Here is a 23,422-nt window from a genome sequence, read left to right on the forward strand (position 1 = left end):
AAATTAACTTAATGAAAACATACAGCTGAACAAATTATCAGAAAAGGTTGGGTAGAGCCTGGTGAAGCGGATAAAGCAATACTTTTCCTCCTTAAAACTGAATTATAAAATAGCGCTGCTTACCCTGGCAATCCTCGTTCTTCCGCTGGCAGTACTTTCTTCCCTGTTCTTTGAGAATTACAAGGAATCCAGAATCAGGGAAAAGGTAAAAAACGCAGAGATTAATTTTACCCAAAATTACGAGCAGATACAAAAGAACGTGGAAATGTGCCAGATGTCAACCCAGGTAATGATGAACAGCCAGAATTTCTGGGCTTATGTACAGCGTTTTGCAAATGGTGAAAAGTTTAAGACCGAAGAGCTTCTGGCCTTCTATCATACGGAAATAAAGGCCCTTGAGAAAATTGTAAATTCTAACCCCTACCTTTATCAGGTAAGGGTATATGTACCTTATAAGAACATTCCGGAAATGATGCCGGTATTGTACCGGATGAGCAGAATGAAAAGGTTAAGCTGGGGAGATGGGATGCCGGTAAGCGGGACCTGGCAGTTTGATTACGAAGACGATATCTTTCCCAACTATTCTTCTACCGGCAAGCTTCATCTGGTTGCCCTGGTAACGGAGAAATCCATGGATAACGGAGAAAAAGCCATGATAGAGGTATCCACCAAAATGGATCTTTTATTTCCACAGATGTATTCTCCGACGGAAAATGAATGGACTTGCTTTGTGGACGGAAACGGAAACTTTCATTATGATTTTAATTATAAAAGCAGGTGGAGCAGTTGCCTGGATGAGATTCTTAAGAAAAAGCCCAAGGACCTTGATACCATTTACTATAAGGAAATGCTCCTTCAGGGAGAGCCGGTATTGGTATGCTTCAAGCCCGTAAAGGAGCTGTCCGGCACAATCTTTCGAGTGGTCAGCTTAAAAAAAGAATATGCTTCTGTCAGAATATTCCGAAATGTATTCTGGAGCAGCTTTTGTGTGTTGACACTGCTCCTTCTGCTTTTGTCTGACCGGATGATCCGATTGGTACTAAAACGGTTTTACGACATAATGGATGCAGTTCACCTGGTGCAGAAGGGAGAGCTGGAAGTAAGGATTGAGGAAGCCGGTTCCGATGAATTCGGGGAGTTGGGCATACAAATCAATAAAATGCTGGACCGGATCAGCCTTTTAATGGAGGATAATTTAAAACGGGAGCTCTTGGTAAAAGATTCGGAAATCAGGGCCCTTCAGAACCAGATTAATGCACATTTTATCTATAATGTTCTGGAATCCGTAAAGATGATGGCAGAGGTGGAGGAAAAATATGCGATAGCAGATGCAGTTACTGCTCTTGGCAAGCTTTTGCGCTACAGTATGAAATGGGTGTCCAAAAACGTAACCGTAAGCGAGGAAATTGATTACATTAAGAATTACCTGACCTTAATCAATTTACGTTTTGATTATGAAATCTACTTAAGTCTCAATATACCGGATATTATCTACAAGCAGGAGATTCCGAAAATGTCTCTCCAGCCGATTATCGAAAATGCCATATACCATGGGATTGAAGAAATCGCAGAGGATACCAGTATCTATATGAAGGGTATTCTCTGTAATGGTTACTGCATCATAGAAATTACGGATTCCGGCAAGGGAATGACAGAGGAAGAGATAGCAAATCTCCAAAAGAAAATACAAGGAGAAGTTGAGACAGCAGGGAGCTCCGGTAATGGCATCGGGCTTAAGAATGTGCAGGACCGCATTAAAATCAGTTTTGGGGATGAGTATGGTATCAGCATTGCTTCCAGGAAGGATTGCTATACGAAGGTTTGTGTGAAGATTCCTCTTGGTTAAACTCTGTCAAGGGGGAGCATACATAAAAGAAAGAGGTCAGGTTGAAAAATGAAATTTTCAACTACTTATTCAGGAATATCCAATCAAAGATTTGATATTCACGAGAGAGGTTATCATGCAAAAACTGTTAATTGTGGAAGATGAGAAGATGATCCGCCAGGGAATTGCGGCCATCGCGGAACGTTCACCGGTGGATATAGAAGAAATTATACAATGCAAAAATGGAGAAGAAGCACTGGAGATTCTAACAAATACAAAAATCGACGTGATGATAACGGATATCCGTATGCCGAAAAAGGACGGTATTACATTGGTAAAGGAAATGAATGACCTGTCCCATGTGCCAAAGGTCATAGTAATCAGCGGATATGACGACTTTTCTTATGTGGTGGAGCTATTGCGCCACGGGGCCAGGGAATATCTGCTAAAGCCCATAGAAAGGGAAAAGATTGTGTCTGTCCTGCAAAAGTTGGACGAAGAAATAAAAGCAGAATCTCAAAGGCAGAATGATGTGGTGAAAGTCGGGCTCCAGCAGCTAAAATATATGCTGATGAATGAAAATATCAGTGAGGCGGAAATCATCACCATCGAAAAACAGTATACAGAATACTTTCTTAAGGGCGACTATTGTATTATTTGCACAAACTATAAGGCCAGCCAGAGCTTTTTCATGGAGGGAGTTATTCTGCTGGAGGATGTATGCGGGCAGAGTGTCTTTATTGTGCCAACTTCCTTAAAAGAACCTCTTCTCTGCCAGAAATTAAAGGATTATTATGTGGGAGTCAGCAGGGGATATACATATTTAGGCCAATTAAGAGAAGCTTATAAGGAGGCCCTGCAGGCCAGAAAGAATGCTTTTGCCATGGGTAACAGCATTACGGAATATGAAAGACAGGAAGAAGAGCAGGATGCTGTTTCGGAGGAAATGATCCGCCAGTTTATTCAGCTTGTGGGAACGGATAAGATTGCAGAAGCTTTGAAGATGCTGGGGAAGATTCTTTACCAGACCAGGCAGGGAATTACCTCACCGGACTGCTTTAAGGATATTATGAACCGGATTGTGGAGGGAATCTGCGAAAATTATAAGAATCTTCTAGGGGATATGGAGGAAGAGATATCGCTTCTTAAGAAGGTCTATGATTATGACAATGCAGGTGCCTATTATGAAGCCCTGACTATGTGGGTGGAAAAAATTTTAATAGAATTTGATAACTATAAGAATAAACAAAAAATAAACAAAGCGTTGGCATTTATACAGGAGAATTATAACAGGGATCTTAACATGGCAGTGGTGTCAAATCACATTTCCATGAATTACTCTCTTTTTTCCTATTGCTTTAAGGAGTTTATAGGAATGAATTTCATAAACTACTTAAAAAATATCAGAATTAATGAGGCGAAAAGGCTCCTGGAAGAGACGGACGAGAAAATTCTTGATATCAGCAGTATGATCGGATATGAGAACGAAAAACACTTTACGAAACTATTCAGGTCTGTGACGGGAGTGACCCCATCGGAATATCGAAAGAATGCCCAGGTGGGTAAGAGAAATACGCACCCTTAACAGTCAGGAAGTTCTTCCGCATTACAGTTTATCTGTAACGGGAGAGGTAGAATGGGAGAGATATGTTGCGAAAGAATCAAATAGCCTTTAAACTTAACGGAATTATATTGATTCCTGTTATATTTATCATTGCCCTGGGGGTGGTATCCTTCTTAAAGTCCTCGGGAGAACTTAAGAAAAGTTATGAAGAATCCGGTATGGCATCTCTGACCATGCTGGAAAGCTATTTTGACATGGGGTTTGAATCCGTAAGCAGTATGGCAAACCAGATCATTACCAATGAAAGTATCAAGAAATACTATTCCGGAAACTATCAGGAGGAACCGGCGAAGGAACTGGAAGAGTACAAAACTATTCAAAATATTGTCGGTTCCAATGCAGTAAACAGCTCCGTAGTGGAGGATATTTTCCTTTTTGGAAATTATGGCAAGGGGATATCTACAAGAGGTGCTCTTTCGGATAATTTATACGACAGTTTCCAAGCTTCAGAAGAGGGAAAAGCCTTTATAAGCGCGAAAGCACGTTTTTTGTGGAGTGGGTATCACAAATATTTCGATGAACTGGTAAAGATTGACGGAAAGCATTACGGCACCTCCTTAAGCTACTATTTATATAGTACCTCCAACAAGAAAATAGGCCTTGTAGTGATTGATGTCAAAGAGGATTTCTTCCGAAATGCCATGAAAAATACCAGTTTTGGCGAGGGTACCATTGTGGGATATCTGACAAAAGACGGAAAAGAAATCATTAACGGTAAGGTAAAGGAGGATTTCCGGTTTTCAGATACGAAGATGTATGCAGACAGCTTTATGGCTAAGGGAACAGGTACTGCGGTAAAAAAGCAGGAAATGTCTGGTGAGAGCAGGTACGTAGAATATGGAGGGGAAAAATACCTGTATCTTTCCCTGCCGATGCAAAAGGGAAATATGATGCTTTTTGCAATGATACCGGAAAAAGACATAACGGGAAGTTCGAGGGAACAGCTGCTTCTTACGGTATTTTTTGTTATAGCGGCAAGTTTTATCGCGCTTCTTGTAGGCAGCAGGGTGGCAGCCGGTATTGGAAGGGCTATTAAGAGAACCAATGAAGTGCTGATAAAGACAGCGCAGGGAAATCTCACCGTTCATCTGAATATGAAAAGAAAAGATGAATTCAGCCAGCTGGCAGTGGGAATAAATACCATGATACAAGGGGTGAAGGTACTGATAAGTCAGGTTCTTGGAGGAAGCGGCGAGGTCTCACAAATAGCCTTTGAGATAAGCGGGAATGCAGAACTTCTTATCACCTCTGCCGGTAAAATTGAAAAGACGGTGGAAGAATTGGAAGCAGGAGCAGAGAGCCAGGCGGAGGACACAAGGGTCTGCTTTAACAAAATGGAAGAATTGTCAGGACAGATTGAACTTGTAAAAGAAAAGACCGATACCATTACAAAGCTTACATCCGAAGCAAAGCTGATTTCCGGAAAAGGTACGGAAATCGTAAATGATTTGTCGAAGAAGGCTTCCGATACTCAGGAAATTACAGAAAGAATTATTGGTGATATCGGGAAATTAGAAGAAAAGTCTCTGGCAGTGAGCAAAATAATCGGTACGATGAATGAAATTGCCGAGCAGACCGGCCTTTTGTCTTTGAATGCTTCCATTGAAGCGGCCAGGGCAGGGGAGGAAGGCAAGGGCTTTGCCGTCGTAGCGGATGAAATCCGAAAGCTTGCTGCGAAATCGAAAGAAGCGGCGGACCAGATAAGCGGCATTATTGCCGAAATGGCAGGCCAGACAAGGAATACGGTAATTACTGCCAAGGCTGCCCAGGATACCCTTCATAACCAGAGGCTGGCGCTGGATGGCACAGTGGATGTATTTTACGGAGTCAGCCAAAATGTAGAAAATCTGGCAGTCAATATGTCTGATATTATCGCAAGCTTTGAGATAATCAGACATTCCAAGGAGGAAGCACTAAGAGCCGTGGAAGGAATTGCTTCTGCTGCCAGGCAGACTGCAGAGGAAGCGGAAGAGCTGGGAGCGACCGCTGCCGGTCAGCTGCTTTATGCCCAGGATTTAAAGCAGACAGCTTTGCGGCTCACAGGTACGGTAAGAGAGCTGGAGGAGTCAGCAGGGGTGTTTGTGGTGGAGGACAAAGATGCCGCAGAACAGCTTCATGAGGGAGTGTAATAGAATAAATAAGATGAAATCCTAAATCGGGGAATTTTATTAACAGAAAGAAAACAGCCTGATTAAAATTAGGTTGTTTTTTTTATTCGCATTGTATATAATTTCAATTATAACAAGAAAAAACATGTAAAATTAGGTGACAATGGACAATGAAAAACAAACTGTAAGTGCTATGATGCGGGAATTCATCGAAACGATTTTATTTCACTTTTTAAACAAAAGCTTGCCTGGCAATAACTTGAGGGCGGATTGGAGAGGACATGAAAGGATATCAATACTTGGATGAGAATGGAACATTCTGCCTGGAGAATCCTGAATTAACAGGATATCTGTATTTTCCCATTGCGAATGAAAAGGGAGTAATGGCAAGTGTCACACCAAGCCTTGGCGGAGACAACAAAATGGGACAGAATACATTTTTGCTGGCACCTGTAAGCAGCGAGGATCTCCATGATAAAAAAGGTACCAGAAATTTCTGGGTGAAGATTGAAGATAAAGGATTATGGTCGGCAACAGGAGCCTCTGCCTGGCAGGAAGCGGGGCTCTTTACAAAAGAAAAGGACAAGTCCCTTCTTAAGGCAGGGATGATGTGGCATAGTGTTAAGAGAACTTCAGAAGAATTCGGCATTGAGGCAGAAATCACCTCTTTTGTTCCTTTAGATAACACGGTTGAGATTATGACGGTAACCTTAAGAGCTCTATCGGATGACCTTACCATAACTCCTACTGCTGCAATTCCACTATACGGCCGTTCAGCGGATAATATCAGGGATCACAGGCATGTGACTTCTCTCCTTCACCGGATGGAAACGGTAAAAGAGGGTATTCTTTTAAATCCTACCCTTACCTTTGATGAAAGAGGACATAGAAAAAATGAAGTGGTATATGGGGTGGCAGGTGCCGCTGTGGGGGAAGGGGCAGAATACAGGCTGCCGGCAGGCTTCTATCCGGTAATAGAAGATTTTATTGGAGAGGGAGGCTCGCTTATTAACCCCAGAGCATTGCTGGAAGGCGCAGAGCCTGTAAAAGCAGGCTTTCACAAAGACGGCTATGAAACCTTAGGAGGCATAGCCTATGAGACCTGCACGCTGAAAAAAGGCGAGGAAAAGACCTATATTATAGTACTTGGTTATGGAAAGAATAAAGAGGATTTTCTTGCCCAGACCAGACCTTATCTCTCAAAGACGTATTGTGATACGGCTCTTGAAGAAGTAAAGAAATCCTGGCTTGAAAAGTTAAATATCAAGTACCATACCTCCTCAGCGGATTTTGATGCGTGGATGCAGTGGGTGGACTTCCAGCCAATACTTCGAAGAATCTACGGCTGTTCTTTTCTTCCCCACCATGACTATGGAAAGGGCGGAAGAGGCTGGAGGGATTTATGGCAGGACTGCCTGGCGCTGCTTATCATGAACCCCGACGGTGTCAGGGATATGCTGTGGTCTAACTATGCAGGTGTCCGTGCAGACGGAAGCAATGCTACCATAATCGGAACAAAGCAGGGTGAATTTATAGCGGACAGGAATAACATCACCAGGGTATGGATGGATCACGGAGTATGGCCTTTCCTTACTACCAGACTTTATATCATGCAGACAGGAGATACCGGGCTTTTATTTCAGGAGAATACATATTTTAAAGACCCGCAGGCAGTAAGAGGGGAAGAAAAAGATCTTTTGTGGAAAGCAGAAGACGGTAACATCCTAAGGACAAAGGACAATGAGGAATACAGGGGTACGGTACTGGAGCATGTACTGATTGAACTTCTGACTGCTTTTTATGATGTGGGAGAACATAATCATATGAGGCTTCGCGGGGCAGACTGGAATGATGCCCTTGACATGGCAAAAGAACGTGGGGAAAGTGTTGCCTTTAGTGCCCTTTTTGGTCAGAATCTGGTGCAGTTGGGTGAAATGCTTTTGCATCTGAAGGAAGAGGGAATGGATAAGGTATCCCTTCTTGAGGAATTATTCCTGCTTCTTAAGGATAATGATAAGTTGTATGAGGATGTGAAGTCAAAAACAGAGTTGTTGCATGATTATTGCGATAAAGTAAGACATACCGTAAGCGGAGAGAAAAAAGAAATATCTTTAACAGAGCTTTCTGATAATCTTATAAAGAAGGGTAACTGGATAAAGGAGCATATCAGAAAAACCGAATGGATCAGTGACCGTGCGGGCTATTCCTGGTATAACAGCTATTACGATAATAATGGAAGAAGAGTTGAGGGGGATAACAAAGAAGGCGTCCGTATGATGTTAACAGGGCAGGTGTTTACCATTATGTCCGGTATCGCATTAGAAGAGCAGGTGAAGAAAATTACGGCAGCTGCGGATAATTACCTGTATGCGAAGGAGCTGGGGGGATACAGGCTTAATACGGATTTTCATGAATTAAAGACAGACCTTGGAAGAATGTTCGGCTTTGCCTACGGCAGTAAGGAAAATGGAGCGGTCTTTGCACATATGGCTGTTATGTATGCCAATGCCCTGTACCAGAGAAACTTTATAAAGGAAGGGTATGAAGTGATTAACAGCCTCTATTCCCACTTAAGTGACTTTGAAAAGAGCAGGATATACCCCGGAATCCCGGAATATATCGGAGATAACGGCAGGGGATTATACCATTACCTGACAGGTTCGGCAAGCTGGCTGCTGCTGACGGTATTGACAGAGATGTTTGGTGTGAAGGGTGAATACGGCAGCCTTCTTCTGGAGCCAAAATTATTAAAGGAGCAGTTTGACGGGGAAGGAAAGACAAGGGTATCCTTTGTATTCGGAGGAAAGAATTTTGAGCTGACCTATGTAAATAGGGAAGGAAAAGAAGTTACCGGTTACCGCATAGGAAATACTCTTCTTAACGATGAGCCGGTGATTACAGATTCCGGTAAATTTGTAATTTCAAAAGAAATAATTGATAAGCTGGATGATAATTTGGTGCATAAAATATCCGTCGAACTGGTTTAGCAGATGCAGAAAGGGAAAGGTGCGGCATCCATGGATAAACAATATATTGATATTACCTCCTATGAAGGGGAAGGATATAAGCCGGTTATTGATTATATGGGCTGGCGGGTGGCAATTCTTCGATACTGCGAGGAATTAGAGGTTCAAAATTTAAAGACCATGCAAAAGCACAATGAGTCCGATGAAGTATTTGTATTGCTTGAAGGAAACTGCATTCTTTTTTCAGGAGGAACGGGAGAGTCCATTCATTCCATGGATGCAGTGGCAATGGAACCTATGAAGCTTTATAATGTAAAAAAAGGAGTGTGGCATACCCATACCCTTGATAAAGAAGGCACTGTACTTATAGTGGAAAACAGGGACACGTCAGACCTTAATTCTCCTACTCTTAAGCTGGAAGATGTCCAGATAGAAAAAATCAGGGAGTTGTATAATAGCACAAAGCTGATAGCAGAGTAGAGAGTTTATGAACTTATGGGGAGGGGCCGTTCTGCAACCAGTGTTATTTCAATCTCTCCAAATGTGTCAGTACGAAAAAAGCATAGGTTCACGGACTAACCATAGTCCAGAACCTACGCTTTTTTCATTGAAACCGATTAATATTGAAAATCATCTAATTACTTAATTGAACAATAGTTAAAGAGCGGTTCATATAACCTAAAACAGGAAAATCCGTACTAATACTTGTTCCTACTTCATCTCCTGCTGTTAAGGCGGCTTGAACGACAAACGTTGAACTGCTTCTATTGGATATCTTAAAAAAAGTAGTAGTATCGCCAAAAATCGCTGTACCATTGACAGTAATAATAGCATTTAGATAGGGTTGATCCGGGTCTGGATTAACAGTGGCTTCAGCGTTAATAGATATTGTTATTTGATAAATTCCGCTTTGTCCTGCCACTAATTCATTGCCTGATAGGCTAACTGTAATAGTATCTGATAAAGGACCAGCCACACTAAATGGTACGGGTGTGAATGCTGCCCCGGGCGTCTCTACACTACCTCCTCTTAAAGATCCAAAAGCCAAAACGACTTCTCCAGTGGCACCTGGAGGACCGGGAGGCCCCGGTGGGCAAGGCGGCGGACATGGCGGTAGAAATGGATTACAGCCCTGATTCCATGCATTATTAAAATTAGCTGCTGATATTTTATCTATACTCATGCAAAAACTCCTTTCTGTTAAACAGGATTTTACAATCCATATTCTATATTTATGACATCATTCTAGTTTGTGCAAATAAGCTGTTTTATGCTATTATTTTGTCTTTATTTGTCTGATAATGGAGTGAAATTTGCTGACTATGACGCGAGAAGGAGTTTATAAAGGCATTAATTTTAGAGCTTATACTTTGCTTTTTTCGCATGATTCTGAAAGTGGTCCACTTGCTTTGTATCAGAACAGCCCCTTCTTATCCTATTGCCTTTAGGGAATAATGTTATATAATAAAAGAAAGAAATTAAGAAGATAAGGCAAAGTTGTGAAAATGTAAGGAAAGGAGGCAGGCCATGCGTGACTTAAGCTTATATGAAAAGAAAATTATAAAAGACGAAGAATTCCCGGTACAGATGTTTGAGAGCCAGGTGCGAAAGCCGGGAGTTTATTTTCAGCCCCACTGGCATGAGCATCTGGAGCTTAATTATGTATTAAAGGGGAAAGGCGCCTTTATCTGTGACAGAAAAACGATTCCAGTCAGAGAGGGAAGCCTTGTAATATTTAACAGCAATGTTCTTCATGAAGGTATCAGTGAGGGAAATGTATTTAATACTCTTGTTATAATTTTTGAAATGAACTCTTTTTCCAAGGAAATAGCAGATTATAATGTACTGTTTGAAAGCCTTATTGAAGACGACGAAAAAATCAGGGAAATCCTTTTATCCATCTATAAAGAAGATGTGGAAAGAAAGCATGGTTACAGGCTTGCAATAAAAGGAATGCTCTATGACCTGATTACCTATTTGTTCCGCAATTATGTTACTGAGAGTCTGTCTCCCAGAGAAAACACGCTGCGCCTTCATAATCTTGGACGTTTGAATACGGTTGTTCAGTATATTCAGGAAAATTACAGCGAACCAATAACCAATAAAGAGCTGGCGGATTTAATTCATTTAAGTGAATACCGCTTTTGTCATTTATTTAAGGAAAGCGTGGGAAAGAGCCCTATTAACTATATCAATGAGGTGAGGCTTAAGAAGGCCTATGAGCTGATAAAGGAAAAAGATAACACCATATCGGAGGTAGCGGTTAAGGTGGGATTTTCCGATTATAATAATTTTGGCAGGCTGTTTCGCAGATACTATGGTTTTCCTCCTTCAAGAGCATGAAACAGCAAAATAATATGACTAATCAGCAATACATCTATAGCAATTTTTAAGAAGAAATTATATCATGGTATAAGAAACAGTAAGAAGGCAGAAAATTGTAATATAGTAGATTGTTGAAGGAGGTAACATATGAAGTTAGGAATATTTTCAGTAGTATTGGGAGATTTGCCGTTAGAAAAGGCTTGCGAATTCCTGCAGAAAAATGGAGTTCAGATGATTGAAATCGGATGCGGCGGGCATCCCGGTAAAGCACACTGCGACCCGGAGATTCTTTTAAAGGACGAAGAGAAGTTAAAAGAATTCAAAGATACCATAGCAAAATATGAGTTGCAGATAAGTGCTCTTAGTGCTCACGGCAATATGGTGCACCCGGTGAAAGAGATTGCGGACAAGTTTGAGAAGGATCTTACCAATGCTATTCTTTTGGCTGAAAAGTTAGGAGTTCCTGTTGTGAATACTTTTTCCGGCTGTCCGGGAGGAAGTAAAGAGGATAAGACACCGAACTGGGTAACCTGTTCGTGGCCTGAAGATTATTACCATGCACTGGAATATCAGTGGAATGAAGTATTAATTCCTTACTGGAAGAAGAAAGCTGCTTTTGCAAGGGAGCACGGAATTAAGATTGCTTTAGAGCTTCATCCGGGATTTTGCGTATATAATACCAAGACACTTCTTCGCTTAAGAGAAGCAGCAGGACCCGAAATCGGAGCTAACTTCGATCCCAGCCATTTGATCTGGCAGGGTATGGATCCTTGTGCCTGCATCAGAGAGCTTGGCAAGCAGGGAGCAATCTTCCATTTCCATGCGAAGGATACCAAGATTGACGGACTTAACTGCGGTGTAAACGGTGTTCTGGATACCACCCATTATGGTGACGAGATCAACCGTTCCTGGATATTCCGTTCCGTAGGTTATGGCCATGGAGAAGAATACTGGAAGGCAATGATTTCTGAATTGAGACTGGCAGGCTACGATTATGCTATCAGCATCGAGCATGAAGACAGCCTTATGACAGGAAGTGAAGGTTTAAATAAGGCTATTAAATTTCTTCAGAATGTTTTGATATATGAAGAGCGCGGAGAGATGTTCTGGGCTTAAGAAAGAAAATTAAAAGAAGTAGGAAAAGATAAGGGCTGTAGAGGCGAAAACATCAGCCCTTCTACAGAAAGAGGCAAATATGTCACAGAAAGATATGCGAATTGCCATTGTAGGTCTTGGCGGAATGGGAGACTGGCACAGACAGTTAATTGAATCCATTGACGGGCTTACACTGGCAGGTACTTATGATATCAGGGAAGAAAGACAGGAATATGCAAGAGAAAAGAAGGTCAATGTTTATGATAGCTTTGAGGAGCTGTTAGCAGATAAATCCGTGGATTTATGTCTTATTGCAACCCCCAACGACCTTCATAAGCCTCTTGCTATAGCAGCAATGAAGGCAGGTAAGAACGTAGTAAGCGAGAAGCCTGTAACCCTAAGCTCTGCAGATTTACAGGAGATGATAGATGCGTCCAAAGAGACGGGAATGCTTTTTACCGTTCACCAGAACAGACGCTGGGATGAAGATTATCTTACCATGAAGAAGATTTATGAGGAGAATATGTTAGGAGAAGTATTCCGCATTGAATCCAGAGTGCATGGTTCCAGAGGAATACCGGGAGACTGGCGGCAGGAAAAGGAGCATGGCGGCGGCATGGTGCTTGACTGGGGCGTTCATTTACTCGACCAGATTCTGCTTATGATGGAAGGCGTTAAGCTCAAAAAGGTCTATGCAACGATGACTTATGTAACCAATCAGCTGGTGGATGACGGCTTTACAGCAAGCCTTCTCTTTGCAAATGGTACCGAGGTTATTGTGGAGGTAGGAACCAGTAACTTTGTAAATCTTCCAAGATGGTATATGCTTGGCTCTAACGGTACAGCCGTTATAGAAGATTGGAATCTTAAGGGCGAAATTGTAAGTGCAAAAGGACAGAATGAAAAAGACGTCGTTCCGGTAATCACAGCAGCAGGCCTTACCAAGACCATGGCACCCAGAAGAGAAGATACCATTGCAAAGGCAGAGCTTCCTGCTGTAAAGAGTGATATCAGGGATTTCTACCGCAATGTAATGAAAGCCATCCGCGGGGAGGAAGAGATTATCGTGAAACTTCCCGAAGTGGCAAGAGTTATGAGGCTGATGGAGGCAATCTTTGAATCCGCCGAGAAGAAGCAGGCGATAGATTTTGAATAAGTTGAAAAACAAAAGGCTGTTTTTTAACTATAGATTATGGAATGTCCAATTAGAGATTGGATATTAAGGAAAGAGGTTTATCATGGAGAAAGTAAGGATTGGCATTATAGGCTGCGGTGGAATTGCCAACGGAAAGCATTTGCCCGCCATTAAAAGAAACGGCAATTTCGAGATTGTAGCTTTCTGTGATTTAATCAAGGAAAGAGCAGAAAAAGCAAAAAAAGAGTATGGTACGGAAAGTTCCAAGGTATTTACAGATTATAAGGAACTACTTGCAGAAAAGGATATTACAGCAGTATATGTATTAACACCAAACAAATCCCATGCTTCTATTTCTATCGATGCAATGGAAGCAGATAAGCATGTAATGTGTGAAAAGCCCATGGCAAAGACTTACACCGATGCAAAAAAAATGGTCGAAACGGCAAAAAAGACCGGAAAGATCCTTACCATTGGCTATCAGAACAGATACCGTGCAGATTCTACTTATCTTAAGAGAGCCTGCACAAACGATGATTTGGGCGAAATCTACTATGCAAGGGCTCATGCAGTCAGAAGAAGAGCAGTACCTACCTGGGGTGTTTTCTTAAACGAAGAAGAACAGGGCGGAGGACCTTTAATTGATATCGGAACCCATGCACTGGATTTAACTCTCTGGATGATGAATAATTATGAGGTGGAATCCGTAACCGGTTCCGTATACCGTAAGTTAGCAGACCAGAAGGAACAGGGCAATGCCTTTGGCGAATGGGATCCTTCCGTATTTACCGTTGAAGATTCTGCTTTTGGTTTTGTTAAGATGAAAAATGGTGCCACCATCCACCTGGAAGCTTCCTGGGCATTAAATACCCTGGATGTGGATGAAGCCAAGGTAAGCCTTTGCGGAACAAAAGCCGGCGCTGATATGAAAGATGGCTTAAGAATCAACAGAGTGCAGTACAATAAGCAATGCGTGGAGAAACCGGATTTAGCTTCCGGCGGAGTTGCTTTCTTTGACGGAAAATCCGAAAAGGACTCTGATATTGAGCAGAAGGTTTTCTATAATGCCATCACAAAGGGTGAAGAACTGGTAGTAAAACCGGAGCAGGCTCTTGTTGTAACACAGGTATTGGAAGCTATTTATGAAGCAGGAAGAACAGGAAAGACAGTATATTTTGATTAATAGTTAAGCTGATAAAAGAGCTGTCTGAAGTAGCCAGGAGTATTTGGCATATTTCAGACAGCTCTTTATTATTTTTATTGTCTGTTATTTACTTGACAAATCAGGGTACTTTTTGGATAATTTGAATAGGTTATGGAATGGAAGGTTGATATCCACGAAAGGGATTAGGTTGAAAAATGCATAATAAGATAAATACCAGATGGTTGGCACGTGGAATTATAGTTTTGACGGCTTCACTCTTACTTACCGGGTGCGGAGCAAAGTCTGCCGGAGACTATTACAGGGAAGGAATGGAGTATTTTAACAGCGGCAATTATGAAAAGGCAGATAAAAGCTTAAAAAAGGCAATAGAAGAAAATGGAGAACGGGCAGATTATTATATCAGCTATGCCATGAATCTGATACAGCAGAAAAAATACGATGATGCAATTGCCTATTTCGAACGCAGCCTTTTGGATAAGGATAATGCTATTGTGCGAAAGAATAATAAGCAGGCTTACCGGGGCGAAGGAATTGCTTATTACAGACTGCATGACTATAAAACAGCCATTGAAAAATTCGATAAAGCCCTTGCCATCAAAGAACAAAAGGATATTGATCAGGATATTTTATCCTATAAAGGCATGGCACAGGCAAAATCAGGACAGTATAAAGAAGCGGCAGCTACGTATACTAAAATAATTGAAGCAGACAAGGGAAGCGCAGAGGCTTATAAAACCAGAGGAGATATTTACTGTAAGATGGGAGAATATAAGAAAAGCCTTTCAGATTACGATAAAGCCATCAAGCTTGAGCCGCGTAATTATGATTTTTACTTTGAGAAGTATTTTCTGATGCTTAATATGAAGGATGAAGAGGGAGCTAAGGAAGTACTAAGTAAAGCAGCTGCCATTAATGGTACCACGGAAAAAGATAAATTTAATGTGGCAAAGGTGACATACTATAAGGGAGATTATGAAACAGCCCTGCAAATGTTTGGAGAAGCTTTTGGGAATGGGTTTACAGAAAGCTATTATTATTTGGGGCTTATTTATGAAAAGAAAAAAGATTATGAAAATGCAGCCGAAAATTACAGTAAGTATCTGGAATCCGAGGAAGGCAGAGATAATGCAAATGCCTGCTACCGGGCGGCAGAGTGTCTGATAAAGCGTAATAATTATGAGGAGGCACTTGGACTTATTGAAGACGGTATCAAGATAAATGATGTGGACGTCAACCAGGATTTAAAGCGAAGCCAGATAATTGTTTATGAACATCTGACCAGATATGAAGAAGCCTATAAGCTGGTAAAAGAATATATAAAGGAATACCCGGAGGATGAGGCAGCAAAGAAAGAGGAAACATTCTTAAGCACCAGAGCAGCTGATGCGGTGACTATCCCTAAGGCCGGGAATTAAGGAGAACTAATAAAACATGGGTGAATTGTATGAAATAAAGGAACAGGAAGAACGCCTGATATTAGTCAGTGTGGAGACCGGTCCGGGAGACGATACCGAGGATTCCTTAGAGGAGCTAAAAGAGCTTGCCAAAACAGCGGGTGCCGTTACCCTGGATATGATTATACAAAACAGGGAGAGTATCCATCCCGGAACCTATATTGGAAAGGGCAAGATAGAAGAAGTGAGGGAACTGGCAGAAAGCCTTGGGGCTACCGGTGTGGTCTGTGATGATGAGCTTTCGCCGGCACAGCTTAAGAACTTAGAGGATGCCCTTAAGATGAAGGTAATGGACCGTACCATGCTAATACTTGATATCTTTGCCCAGCATGCAGTAACCAGGGAAGGTAAGATTCAGGTGGAACTGGCACAATTAAAATACCGTTCCACCCGTCTTGTGGGAATGAGAAATTCCCTTTCACGTCTTGGCGGCGGTATTGGAACCAGAGGGCCCGGTGAGAAAAAATTGGAGACAGACAGGCGGTTAATAAGAGACAGAATTTCGCAGCTTAACAGAGAGCTCGCTGAAGTGAAACAGGTCAGGGAGACTACAAGAGAATTAAGGAGCAAGAACCCAATACCCGTAGTTGCAATTGTAGGCTATACCAATGCCGGAAAATCCACTTTGTTAAACCATTTGACAGGGGCAGGAGTGTTAGAGGAGGACAAACTCTTTGCAACCCTGGATCCCACTACCAGGAATATTGTGCTTCCCGGCGGTGAGCAGGTACTCTTAACGGATACGGTAGGCTTTATAAGAAAGCTTCCCCATCATCTGATAGAAGCTTTCCGCAGTACTTTAGAGGAAGCAAAATATGCGGATATGATACTTCACGTAGTGGACAGTTCCAACCCTTCTGCCTATAAGCACATGCATGTGGTGTACGAGACTTTAAAAAATCTTGGCATCAAGGATAAAACGGTCATAACCCTTTTTAATAAACAGGATTTACTTCCTACACAAACCATCATAAAGGATTTTAAGGCAGACCGGACCTTAAAGATTTCTGCCAAAGAAAACAAAGGATTAGAAGAGCTTTTAAATATATTAGAAGAACTTCTTCGGGAACGAAAGGTATTGATAGAGAGGGTATTTTCTTATCAGGATGCCGGGCGGATACAGTTAATCCGCAAATATGGGCAGCTTCTTTGCGAAGACTACAGAGAGGATGGCATTTTTATAAAGGCTTACGTGCCAAAAGATATCTGCGGGATGATATAAGCAGCTTTGATTTAATTGTTTAAACAGCTAAAACAGTATAAGAAATTCCGGTAACAGAGGCAATTGAATAAGAAATTATAAAATAAAAATCCAATTGAAAAAGGTGTCTGATATCATAAAAATAAATAGGCAATAGGCACTATATAAAAATACTATATATAGTTTAGTTGTTATAATTAAATAATATATATAGTATTTTTTTATTGACTAGAAATGAAAATTTTGCTATTATTTTAATAAGCGGTTAGTGGCTAGATAGATAATAAAACAATTTAAAAAGTCAGCTTATTAAGAATCAGACTACGTGATACTGTGTTGACAGCCGGGCAAAGGGGCCAGGAACTGTTACTATGGTATCACGTTGTAGTCTATATTGGCGGCTTGTCAAAATTAAAGGGGGATTGTCATGATTCAGGTAGTAAAACGAGATGGTGAAATTGCAGATTTTAATCTTTCTAAAATCTCTGCGGCAATTGAGAAAGCATTTAAGGCAACAGAGAAGTTCTATACGGGGGATGTCATAAATCTGCTGACACTAAGGGTAACAGCGGATTTTCAGCAAAAAGTGAAGAATGAAAAGATTACGGTGGAGGATGTTCAGGACAGTGTAGAGCATGTGCTGGAACAGACAGGCTATACGGATGTAGCCAAGGCATATATTCTATACCGCAAGAACCGTGAAAAGATCCGTAATATGAAATCCACTATCCTGGATTATAAGGAAATTGTCAACAGCTATGTAAAGGAAGAGGACTGGCGTGTAAAGGAGAATTCTACCGTGACCTATTCCGTAGGCGGTCTGATATTACATAATTCCGGTTCTGTAACGGCAAATTACTGGTTGTCTGAGATTTATGATGAGGAGATTGCAGCAGCTCACAGAAATGCAGATATCCATCTTCACGACTTGTCCATGTTAACAGGCTACTGTGCAGGCTGGTCTCTGAAACAGCTGATAAAGGAAGGCTTAGGAGGAATCCCCGGAAAGATTACTTCCTCTCCCGCAAGCCATCTCTCCACCCTTTGCAATCAGATGGTAAACTTTTTAGGTATTATGCAGAATGAATGGGCAGGTGCGCAGGCCTTTTCCTCCTTTGACACTTACCTTGCCCCTTTTGTTAAGATAGATGACCTTTCCTACAGAGAAGTAAAGCAATGCATCCAATCCTTTATATACGGTGTAAATACTCCCAGCCGCTGGGGTACCCAGGCACCCTTTTCCAACATTACCTTAGACTGGACGGTACCTGCTGACTTAGCAGAGCTTCCCTGCATCGTAGGCGGAAAGGAAATGGACTTCTTCTACAAGGACTGTAAGAAGGAAATGGACATGGTAAACAAAGCATTTATCGAGATTATGATTGAAGGTGATGCCAACGGAAGAGGATTCCAGTATCCTATCCCTACCTATTCCATCACCAGTGATTTTGATTGGTCCGATACGGAGAACAACCGTCTTTTATTTGAAATGACAGCAAAATACGGTACTCCCTATTTCTCAAACTATATTAACAGTGATATGGAACCCAGTGATGTACGTTCCATGTGCTGCAGGCTCCGTCTTGACCTTAGAGAACTTAGAAAGAAGACCGGCGGTTTCTTTGGCTCCGGTGAAAGTACCGGTTCCATTGGTGTTGTTACCATTAATATGCCCCGCATTGCTTACCTGGCAGATACAGAGGAAGATTTCTTTGTACGCCTTGACAGAATGATGGATATATCTGCCCGTTCCCTGCATGTAAAACGTCAGGTAATTACCAAGCTGTTAAATGAAGGACTTTACCCTTATACCAGGAGATATCTTGGTACCTTCGACAATCATTTCTCCACCATCGGACTGCTGGGAATGAATGAAGTGGGACTTAATGCCAAGTGGCTTGGCAAGGATATGACCGACAGGGAAACGCAGGAATTCAGTATAAAAGTATTAAATCATATGAGAGACCGTTTATCAGATTACCAGGAGGAGTACGGCAATCTCTTTAATCTGGAGGCAACTCCTGCAGAATCCACCAGTTACCGTCTGGCGAAGCATGACAGGAAGCATTATCCGGGTATTAAGGCAGCAGGAAAAGAAGGGGATACCCCTTATTACACCAACAGCTCCCACCTTCCTGTAGGTTACACGGAGGATGTCTTTGAGGCACTGGATATTCAGGATGAGCTTCAGACCCTTTACACCTCCGGTACCGTATTCCATGCATTTTTAGGAGAGAAACTCCCTGACTGGCAGGCAGCAGCAAAGTTGGTTAAAACTATTGCAGAGAATTATAAGCTGCCCTATTATACACTTTCTCCTACCTATTCTATCTGCAAGGATCACGGTTACTTAAGCGGAGAGCAGTATACCTGCCCGCATTGCGGACAGAATGCAGAGGTCTATTCCCGTATTACAGGCTATTACAGACCTGTTCAGAACTGGAATGAAGGAAAGGCACAGGAATATAAGAACCGTAGAGTATATGAAATGAAAAAATCCAGTAAAATTCCGGGTATTCGTGCAGTTGTCAGAAACAGTGAGCTGACAAGAGAAGAAGTAGCAGCCTCATCAGAACAAAAGGCCCTGCTCTTTACCACCAAAACCTGCCCGAATTGTAAGATAGCAAAAGAATACCTGGGAGATTATCCATACAGAATAGTGGATGCAGAGGAAAATGCAGAGCTTGCAAGAAAATATGGAATTATGCAGGCACCTACCCTGGTGGTATTAGAGGAGGGTAAGGTAAATAAATACATCAATGCCTCTAATATTAAGAGATTTACAGATGAGCTTGTAATACAGTAAAGAGTATAAGATAAGCCTGGTGTGTTAATTATTAGAAAAGATAGGCATGGAGCTAATAATTGATATTACCGGGCTGTTTTTAATTGCACAGTATGGAATGGAAAATTTAAGATTGGATATTCAGGAAAGAGGTTAGTATGAATTTAATTGTTGCGGTAGACAGAAACTGGGCAATAGGCTATCAGAATAAAATGTTAATCAGCATCCCGGAGGATATGCGTTTTTTTCGTGACGAAACCATAGGAAAAGCCGTTATTATGGGAAGAAAGACTATGGAAACATTTCAAGGAGGAAAGCCTTTAAAAAACCGGTTAAATGTCGTAATAACCTCAAAAGATATTGAGATAAACGATGCGGTTGTAGTGCATAGCATCGAGGAAGCATTAGAAGCTGTGAAGGATTACAAGTCAGAAGCTGTCTATGTAGTCGGCGGAGAAAGCATTTACAGGCAAATGATTGACTACTGTGATGTTGCCCATGTTACCAAAATAGACTATGCTTACCATGCAGATACCTATTTTCCGAATCTGGATGAAAAGAAAGAATGGAAGATAGCGGAAGAATCCGAAGAAAGAACCTACTATGATATCGAATATGCCTTTTATAAATATGTGAAAGCTAAAAAATAGGCTATTTTATAAAACAACAGCGTATTGCAATCTACTTTAAAAGTGATATAATTTATATGACGTGGTAATAATAACCATGTGATATTAAATTGTAGAAAGAAGTCTGATTGTTATGTTAAAATTGATTGTAGACAGCACCTGCGACCTGCCGGAAGAATATATCAAAGAAAATGATATTTTGGTGCTGCCACTTAAGGTACTTTTAGAGGATAAGGAATATTTAGACGGTGAGACAATCAATGTAGATGAGGTTTATGAGGCTATGAAAAAAGGAAATATGCCAGTGACCTCCCAACCGGCACCCGAAACCATATATAGTACTTTTTTAAACTATGCCAAAAAGGGTCAGGATTTTATCTATCTTGCATTTTCTTCTGCGATGTCCGGGACTTTTCAGTTAGCATCTTCCATCCTTTCAGAGCTGAAAGAAGAATATCCGGAGGTTAACATGGAGGTTGTGGATTCTATGGGCGGCTCCACTGCTACCGGGTTAATAGTGATGCAGACCATGGAATACATTAAAAGCAGTGTACTGGAATTTAAAAAAGCATTGGATTATATGAAAGAGCTGACACATCATATAGAGCATATTTTTACGATTTCTGATTTGAACTGGCTTATAAAGGGAGGCAGAATCGGCAAAGCCCAGGGAATGATAGGAAGTATCCTTGGGATTAACCCAATCCTTGATGTCAATGACGGACGAATGGAAGTTATCAGAAAGACAAGAGGGAGAAAAAAAGCTTTTGCGGCAGTGGTTGATATGCTGGAGGAAAGAGCAGGTAAGCTTAAAAATCAGATAATCGGTATCAGCCACGCAGATGATGAAGAAGCGGCAAGGGAATTGGTCTTAATGATAAAGGAAAGACTCGGCTGTACACAGTTTATTGTTAATAAAATAGGCGGAGTTCTAGGAAGCCATTTGGGTATTGGCGGCGTAGGGGTATTTTTCTTTAATCAGGAAGCAAATTTACAGGCTGATGTCAAAAGTTGTAATGAAAGTTAAAAATTTCTCAAAAAGACTTGAAAAACCCTTTCTGAAAGGCTAATATTATTGCTATACAAATTTTTGAAAAGGAAAGAGGTACGTATCATGTTAAATATCAGATATGAAAAAACTGCAACACCAAAGGAACTGCCGGCAAAAAATGATCCTTTAAAATTCGGAACCATATTTACGGATCATATGTTTGTGATGGATTATGAGACCGTCAAAGGATGGCATGATGCGCGAATTATACCTTACCAACCTATCAGTTTAGATCCTTCTGCTATGGTATTTCACTATGGACAGGAAATGTTTGAAGGTTTAAAGGCATATAAAACAGAGGATGGAAGAGTGTTATTGTTCCGTCCTAACAAGAATATCGAAAGAGCCAATAACACCAATAGAAGAATCTGTATACCTGAAATTCCGGAAGAGGATTTCCTGCAGGCAATTAAAGAAGTGGTTAAGACGGATGAAGCCTGGATTCCAACAAAGCCCGGAACTTCTCTTTATATCAGACCTTTCATTATTGCAACAGATCCCTTTTTAGGAGTAAGGCCTTCCGATACCTATAAATTTATCATTATACTTAGCCCTGTTGGTGCTTACTATCCGGAAGGGTTAGACCCTGTAAAGATTTGGATTGAAGATGAATATGTAAGAGCCGTTAAAGGCGGAATTGGAGAAGCAAAGACAGGTGCTAATTATGTTGCTTCCCTGAAATCACAGGTGAAGGCCCATGAGGAGGGATACTCCCAGGTACTTTGGCTGGACGGCGTTAACAGAAAATATATTGAAGAAGTCGGAGCTATGAATATTTTCTTTAAAATAGACGGCAAGATTGTAACGCCTGTCCTTAATGGAAGCATTCTTCCCGGCGTTACGAGGGATTCTGTAATCTGCTTATGCAAAGAATGGGGCCTTCCGGTGGAAGAAAGAAAAATAGATATAGCAGAGATCAAAAAAGCCTATGAAGACGGCACCTTAGAAGAGGTATTTGGAAGCGGTACTGCTGCTGTAATATCTCCGGTAGGCCAGTTAAGATGGGAAGACACTATTATGCAGGTGAGGGATGGAGGAATCGGCGAGTATAGCCAGAAGCTCTATGATACCATCACAGGAATCCAGCTGGGAAAAGAAAAGGATATTTTGGGCTGGACAGTAGAGGTTTAGTCATCATAAAGGAACAGGATAGGGGCTGTTGTAATTCAACAGCCCTATTTTTTTAAGGAAGGTAAGTTGTTTGAAAAATGCATTGCATTTTTTAAACGCAATTTTGTGCCTGCGGCCCAAAGTTTGCAGGTACAGGAAAGGGCATGGTTATTTTATGGGTGAATTATCAGTAACATTACAGGAGATAAATACTCTTTCCATTATTACCAGGCTGACGCTTGCAATACTTTTCGGAGGAGTAATCGGATATGAGAGGGGAAGAAAAAGAAGACCTGCGGGGCTTAGAACCCATATTCTTGTCTGCATTGGAGCCGCGCTTGTAATGATAACCAGTCAGTATATGCTGGAAGTCAAGCATTACACGACAGATCCTTCAAGGCTTGGAGCACAGGTAATCAGCGGAATCGGCTTTCTGGGGGCAGGAACTATACTAATAACCGTAAAGCAGCAGGTAAAAGGACTGACAACAGCAGCGGGACTATGGGCTTCCGCCTGCATGGGCCTTGCTCTTGGAATCGGCTTTTACGAAGGGGCCATCATAGCCTGTGTATTTATCTATATCTGCAATACCGTATTGCACCGCTTTGATACGTATACCATGTCAAGGACAAAGCTTATAGAAGTATATGTGCAGGTAACAACAGTAAATGCCATAAGCAAAGTATTTGAAACAATACGCAATAATAACATGGACATATCCGATGTGGAAATCAGTAAGACAAGAAACAGCGAGGATACGGTAGGATTGTTTATTATGATAAAGCAACAGGAAAAACATGATCATGAGAAGATTTTACTGCTGCTTGGAAGCCTGGATGATGTACTTACGGTGGATGAGATATAGATGATAAATGTTCACCGCTTATTTGGGCGGTAACGCAAGCAGGCTTACAGTATGTATGGGGGCAGCAAGCCAGAAAGGATAAAG

The 23,422-nt window shown here is 41.4% G+C and carries 17 protein-coding genes; 16 read left to right on the top strand and 1 reads right to left on the bottom strand.

The window, feature by feature from the left end; genetic code table 11:
* Positions 1-61 precede the first annotated feature (61 nt).
* From BUF11_RS14465 to BUF11_RS14485, 5 genes are all read left to right on the top strand, one after another.
* Positions 62-1,846 carry a sensor histidine kinase gene (locus tag BUF11_RS14465; RefSeq protein WP_242952379.1) on the top strand — a complete coding sequence of 595 codons (1,785 nt, stop codon included), beginning with the start codon at positions 62-64 and terminating at the stop codon, positions 1,844-1,846.
* 115 nt (positions 1,847-1,961) lie between these two features.
* Positions 1,962-3,410, top strand: a complete 1,449-nt coding sequence (locus tag BUF11_RS14470) for a response regulator transcription factor (RefSeq protein WP_073589556.1) — start codon at positions 1,962-1,964, stop codon at positions 3,408-3,410.
* 65 nt (positions 3,411-3,475) lie between these two features.
* Positions 3,476-5,578 (top strand): methyl-accepting chemotaxis protein, encoded by a 2,103-nt coding sequence (locus tag BUF11_RS14475; protein WP_207665487.1) that lies wholly within the window; start codon positions 3,476-3,478, stop codon positions 5,576-5,578.
* 260 nt (positions 5,579-5,838) lie between these two features.
* Complete coding sequence (locus tag BUF11_RS14480; RefSeq protein ID WP_073589558.1) at positions 5,839-8,544, top strand: GH36-type glycosyl hydrolase domain-containing protein; 2,706 nt, start codon at positions 5,839-5,841, stop codon at positions 8,542-8,544.
* A gap of 30 nt (positions 8,545-8,574) precedes the next feature.
* Positions 8,575-9,003 carry a hypothetical protein gene (locus BUF11_RS14485; RefSeq protein WP_073589678.1) on the top strand — a complete coding sequence of 143 codons (429 nt, stop codon included), beginning with the start codon at positions 8,575-8,577 and terminating at the stop codon, positions 9,001-9,003.
* 154 nt (positions 9,004-9,157) lie between these two features.
* On the opposite strand, the gene BUF11_RS14490 is transcribed toward BUF11_RS14485, so the two are convergent.
* Positions 9,158-9,706: a hypothetical protein gene (locus BUF11_RS14490; protein WP_242952380.1), complete on the bottom strand. Its 549-nt coding sequence runs from the start codon at positions 9,704-9,706 to the stop codon at positions 9,158-9,160.
* Between the two features lie 344 nt (positions 9,707-10,050).
* Here BUF11_RS14490 and BUF11_RS14495 point away from each other — a divergent pair, with 344 nt between their 5' ends.
* From BUF11_RS14495 to BUF11_RS14545, 11 genes are all read left to right on the top strand, one after another.
* Positions 10,051-10,866 carry an AraC family transcriptional regulator gene (locus BUF11_RS14495; protein WP_073589559.1) on the top strand — a complete coding sequence of 272 codons (816 nt, stop codon included), beginning with the start codon at positions 10,051-10,053 and terminating at the stop codon, positions 10,864-10,866.
* A gap of 129 nt (positions 10,867-10,995) precedes the next feature.
* Entirely contained in the window at positions 10,996-11,964 is a 969-nt protein-coding gene (locus BUF11_RS14500) for a sugar phosphate isomerase/epimerase family protein (protein ID WP_073589560.1), read from the top strand.
* A gap of 79 nt (positions 11,965-12,043) precedes the next feature.
* Positions 12,044-13,099, top strand: a complete 1,056-nt coding sequence (locus tag BUF11_RS14505; protein ID WP_073589561.1) for a Gfo/Idh/MocA family protein — start codon at positions 12,044-12,046, stop codon at positions 13,097-13,099.
* An 82-nt stretch (positions 13,100-13,181) separates the two neighbouring features.
* A complete protein-coding gene (locus BUF11_RS14510) occupies positions 13,182-14,261 on the top strand; it encodes a Gfo/Idh/MocA family protein (protein ID WP_175562072.1) in 1,080 nt (359 codons plus the stop codon).
* Between the two features lie 176 nt (positions 14,262-14,437).
* Entirely contained in the window at positions 14,438-15,658 is a 1,221-nt protein-coding gene (locus tag BUF11_RS14515) for a tetratricopeptide repeat protein (protein WP_073589563.1), read from the top strand.
* A gap of 16 nt (positions 15,659-15,674) precedes the next feature.
* Positions 15,675-16,919, top strand: coding sequence for a GTPase HflX (hflX, locus tag BUF11_RS14520; RefSeq protein ID WP_073589564.1), 1,245 nt, complete (start codon positions 15,675-15,677; stop codon positions 16,917-16,919).
* Between the two features lie 406 nt (positions 16,920-17,325).
* Positions 17,326-19,704, top strand: coding sequence for a ribonucleoside triphosphate reductase (locus tag BUF11_RS14525; RefSeq protein ID WP_073589565.1), 2,379 nt, complete (start codon positions 17,326-17,328; stop codon positions 19,702-19,704).
* A 137-nt stretch (positions 19,705-19,841) separates the two neighbouring features.
* Positions 19,842-20,333 (top strand): dihydrofolate reductase, encoded by a 492-nt coding sequence (locus BUF11_RS14530; protein WP_073589566.1) that lies wholly within the window; start codon positions 19,842-19,844, stop codon positions 20,331-20,333.
* Between the two features lie 112 nt (positions 20,334-20,445).
* Positions 20,446-21,339 (top strand): DegV family protein, encoded by an 894-nt coding sequence (locus BUF11_RS14535; RefSeq protein ID WP_073589567.1) that lies wholly within the window; start codon positions 20,446-20,448, stop codon positions 21,337-21,339.
* Positions 21,340-21,426: 87 nt separating this feature from the next.
* Entirely contained in the window at positions 21,427-22,494 is a 1,068-nt protein-coding gene (locus tag BUF11_RS14540) for a branched-chain amino acid aminotransferase (RefSeq protein WP_073589568.1), read from the top strand.
* A gap of 154 nt (positions 22,495-22,648) precedes the next feature.
* Complete coding sequence (locus BUF11_RS14545) at positions 22,649-23,338, top strand: MgtC/SapB family protein (RefSeq protein WP_073589679.1); 690 nt, start codon at positions 22,649-22,651, stop codon at positions 23,336-23,338.
* Positions 23,339-23,422 lie beyond the last annotated feature (84 nt).

This window comes from Anaerocolumna xylanovorans DSM 12503 (assembly GCF_900143645.1).
GTDB classification, from domain to species: Bacteria; Bacillota; Clostridia; order Lachnospirales; family Lachnospiraceae; genus Anaerocolumna; species Anaerocolumna xylanovorans.

Coding starts and splice junctions, on each gene's coding strand:
- BUF11_RS14530 (WP_073589566.1), top strand. CDS start 19,842: ATGAATTTAATTGTTGCGGTAGACAGAAACTGGGCAATAGGCTATCAG.
- hflX (WP_073589564.1), top strand. CDS start 15,675: ATGGGTGAATTGTATGAAATAAAGGAACAGGAAGAACGCCTGATATTA.
- BUF11_RS14525 (WP_073589565.1), top strand. CDS start 17,326: ATGATTCAGGTAGTAAAACGAGATGGTGAAATTGCAGATTTTAATCTT.
- BUF11_RS14490 (WP_242952380.1), bottom strand. CDS start 9,706: ATGAGTATAGATAAAATATCAGCAGCTAATTTTAATAATGCATGGAAT.
- BUF11_RS14485 (WP_073589678.1), top strand. CDS start 8,575: ATGGATAAACAATATATTGATATTACCTCCTATGAAGGGGAAGGATAT.
- BUF11_RS14540 (WP_073589568.1), top strand. CDS start 21,427: ATGTTAAATATCAGATATGAAAAAACTGCAACACCAAAGGAACTGCCG.
- BUF11_RS14505 (WP_073589561.1), top strand. CDS start 12,044: ATGTCACAGAAAGATATGCGAATTGCCATTGTAGGTCTTGGCGGAATG.
- BUF11_RS14535 (WP_073589567.1), top strand. CDS start 20,446: ATGTTAAAATTGATTGTAGACAGCACCTGCGACCTGCCGGAAGAATAT.
- BUF11_RS14545 (WP_073589679.1), top strand. CDS start 22,649: ATGGGTGAATTATCAGTAACATTACAGGAGATAAATACTCTTTCCATT.
- BUF11_RS14495 (WP_073589559.1), top strand. CDS start 10,051: ATGCGTGACTTAAGCTTATATGAAAAGAAAATTATAAAAGACGAAGAA.
- BUF11_RS14480 (WP_073589558.1), top strand. CDS start 5,839: ATGAAAGGATATCAATACTTGGATGAGAATGGAACATTCTGCCTGGAG.
- BUF11_RS14510 (WP_175562072.1), top strand. CDS start 13,182: ATGGAGAAAGTAAGGATTGGCATTATAGGCTGCGGTGGAATTGCCAAC.
- BUF11_RS14515 (WP_073589563.1), top strand. CDS start 14,438: ATGCATAATAAGATAAATACCAGATGGTTGGCACGTGGAATTATAGTT.
- BUF11_RS14500 (WP_073589560.1), top strand. CDS start 10,996: ATGAAGTTAGGAATATTTTCAGTAGTATTGGGAGATTTGCCGTTAGAA.
- BUF11_RS14470 (WP_073589556.1), top strand. CDS start 1,962: ATGCAAAAACTGTTAATTGTGGAAGATGAGAAGATGATCCGCCAGGGA.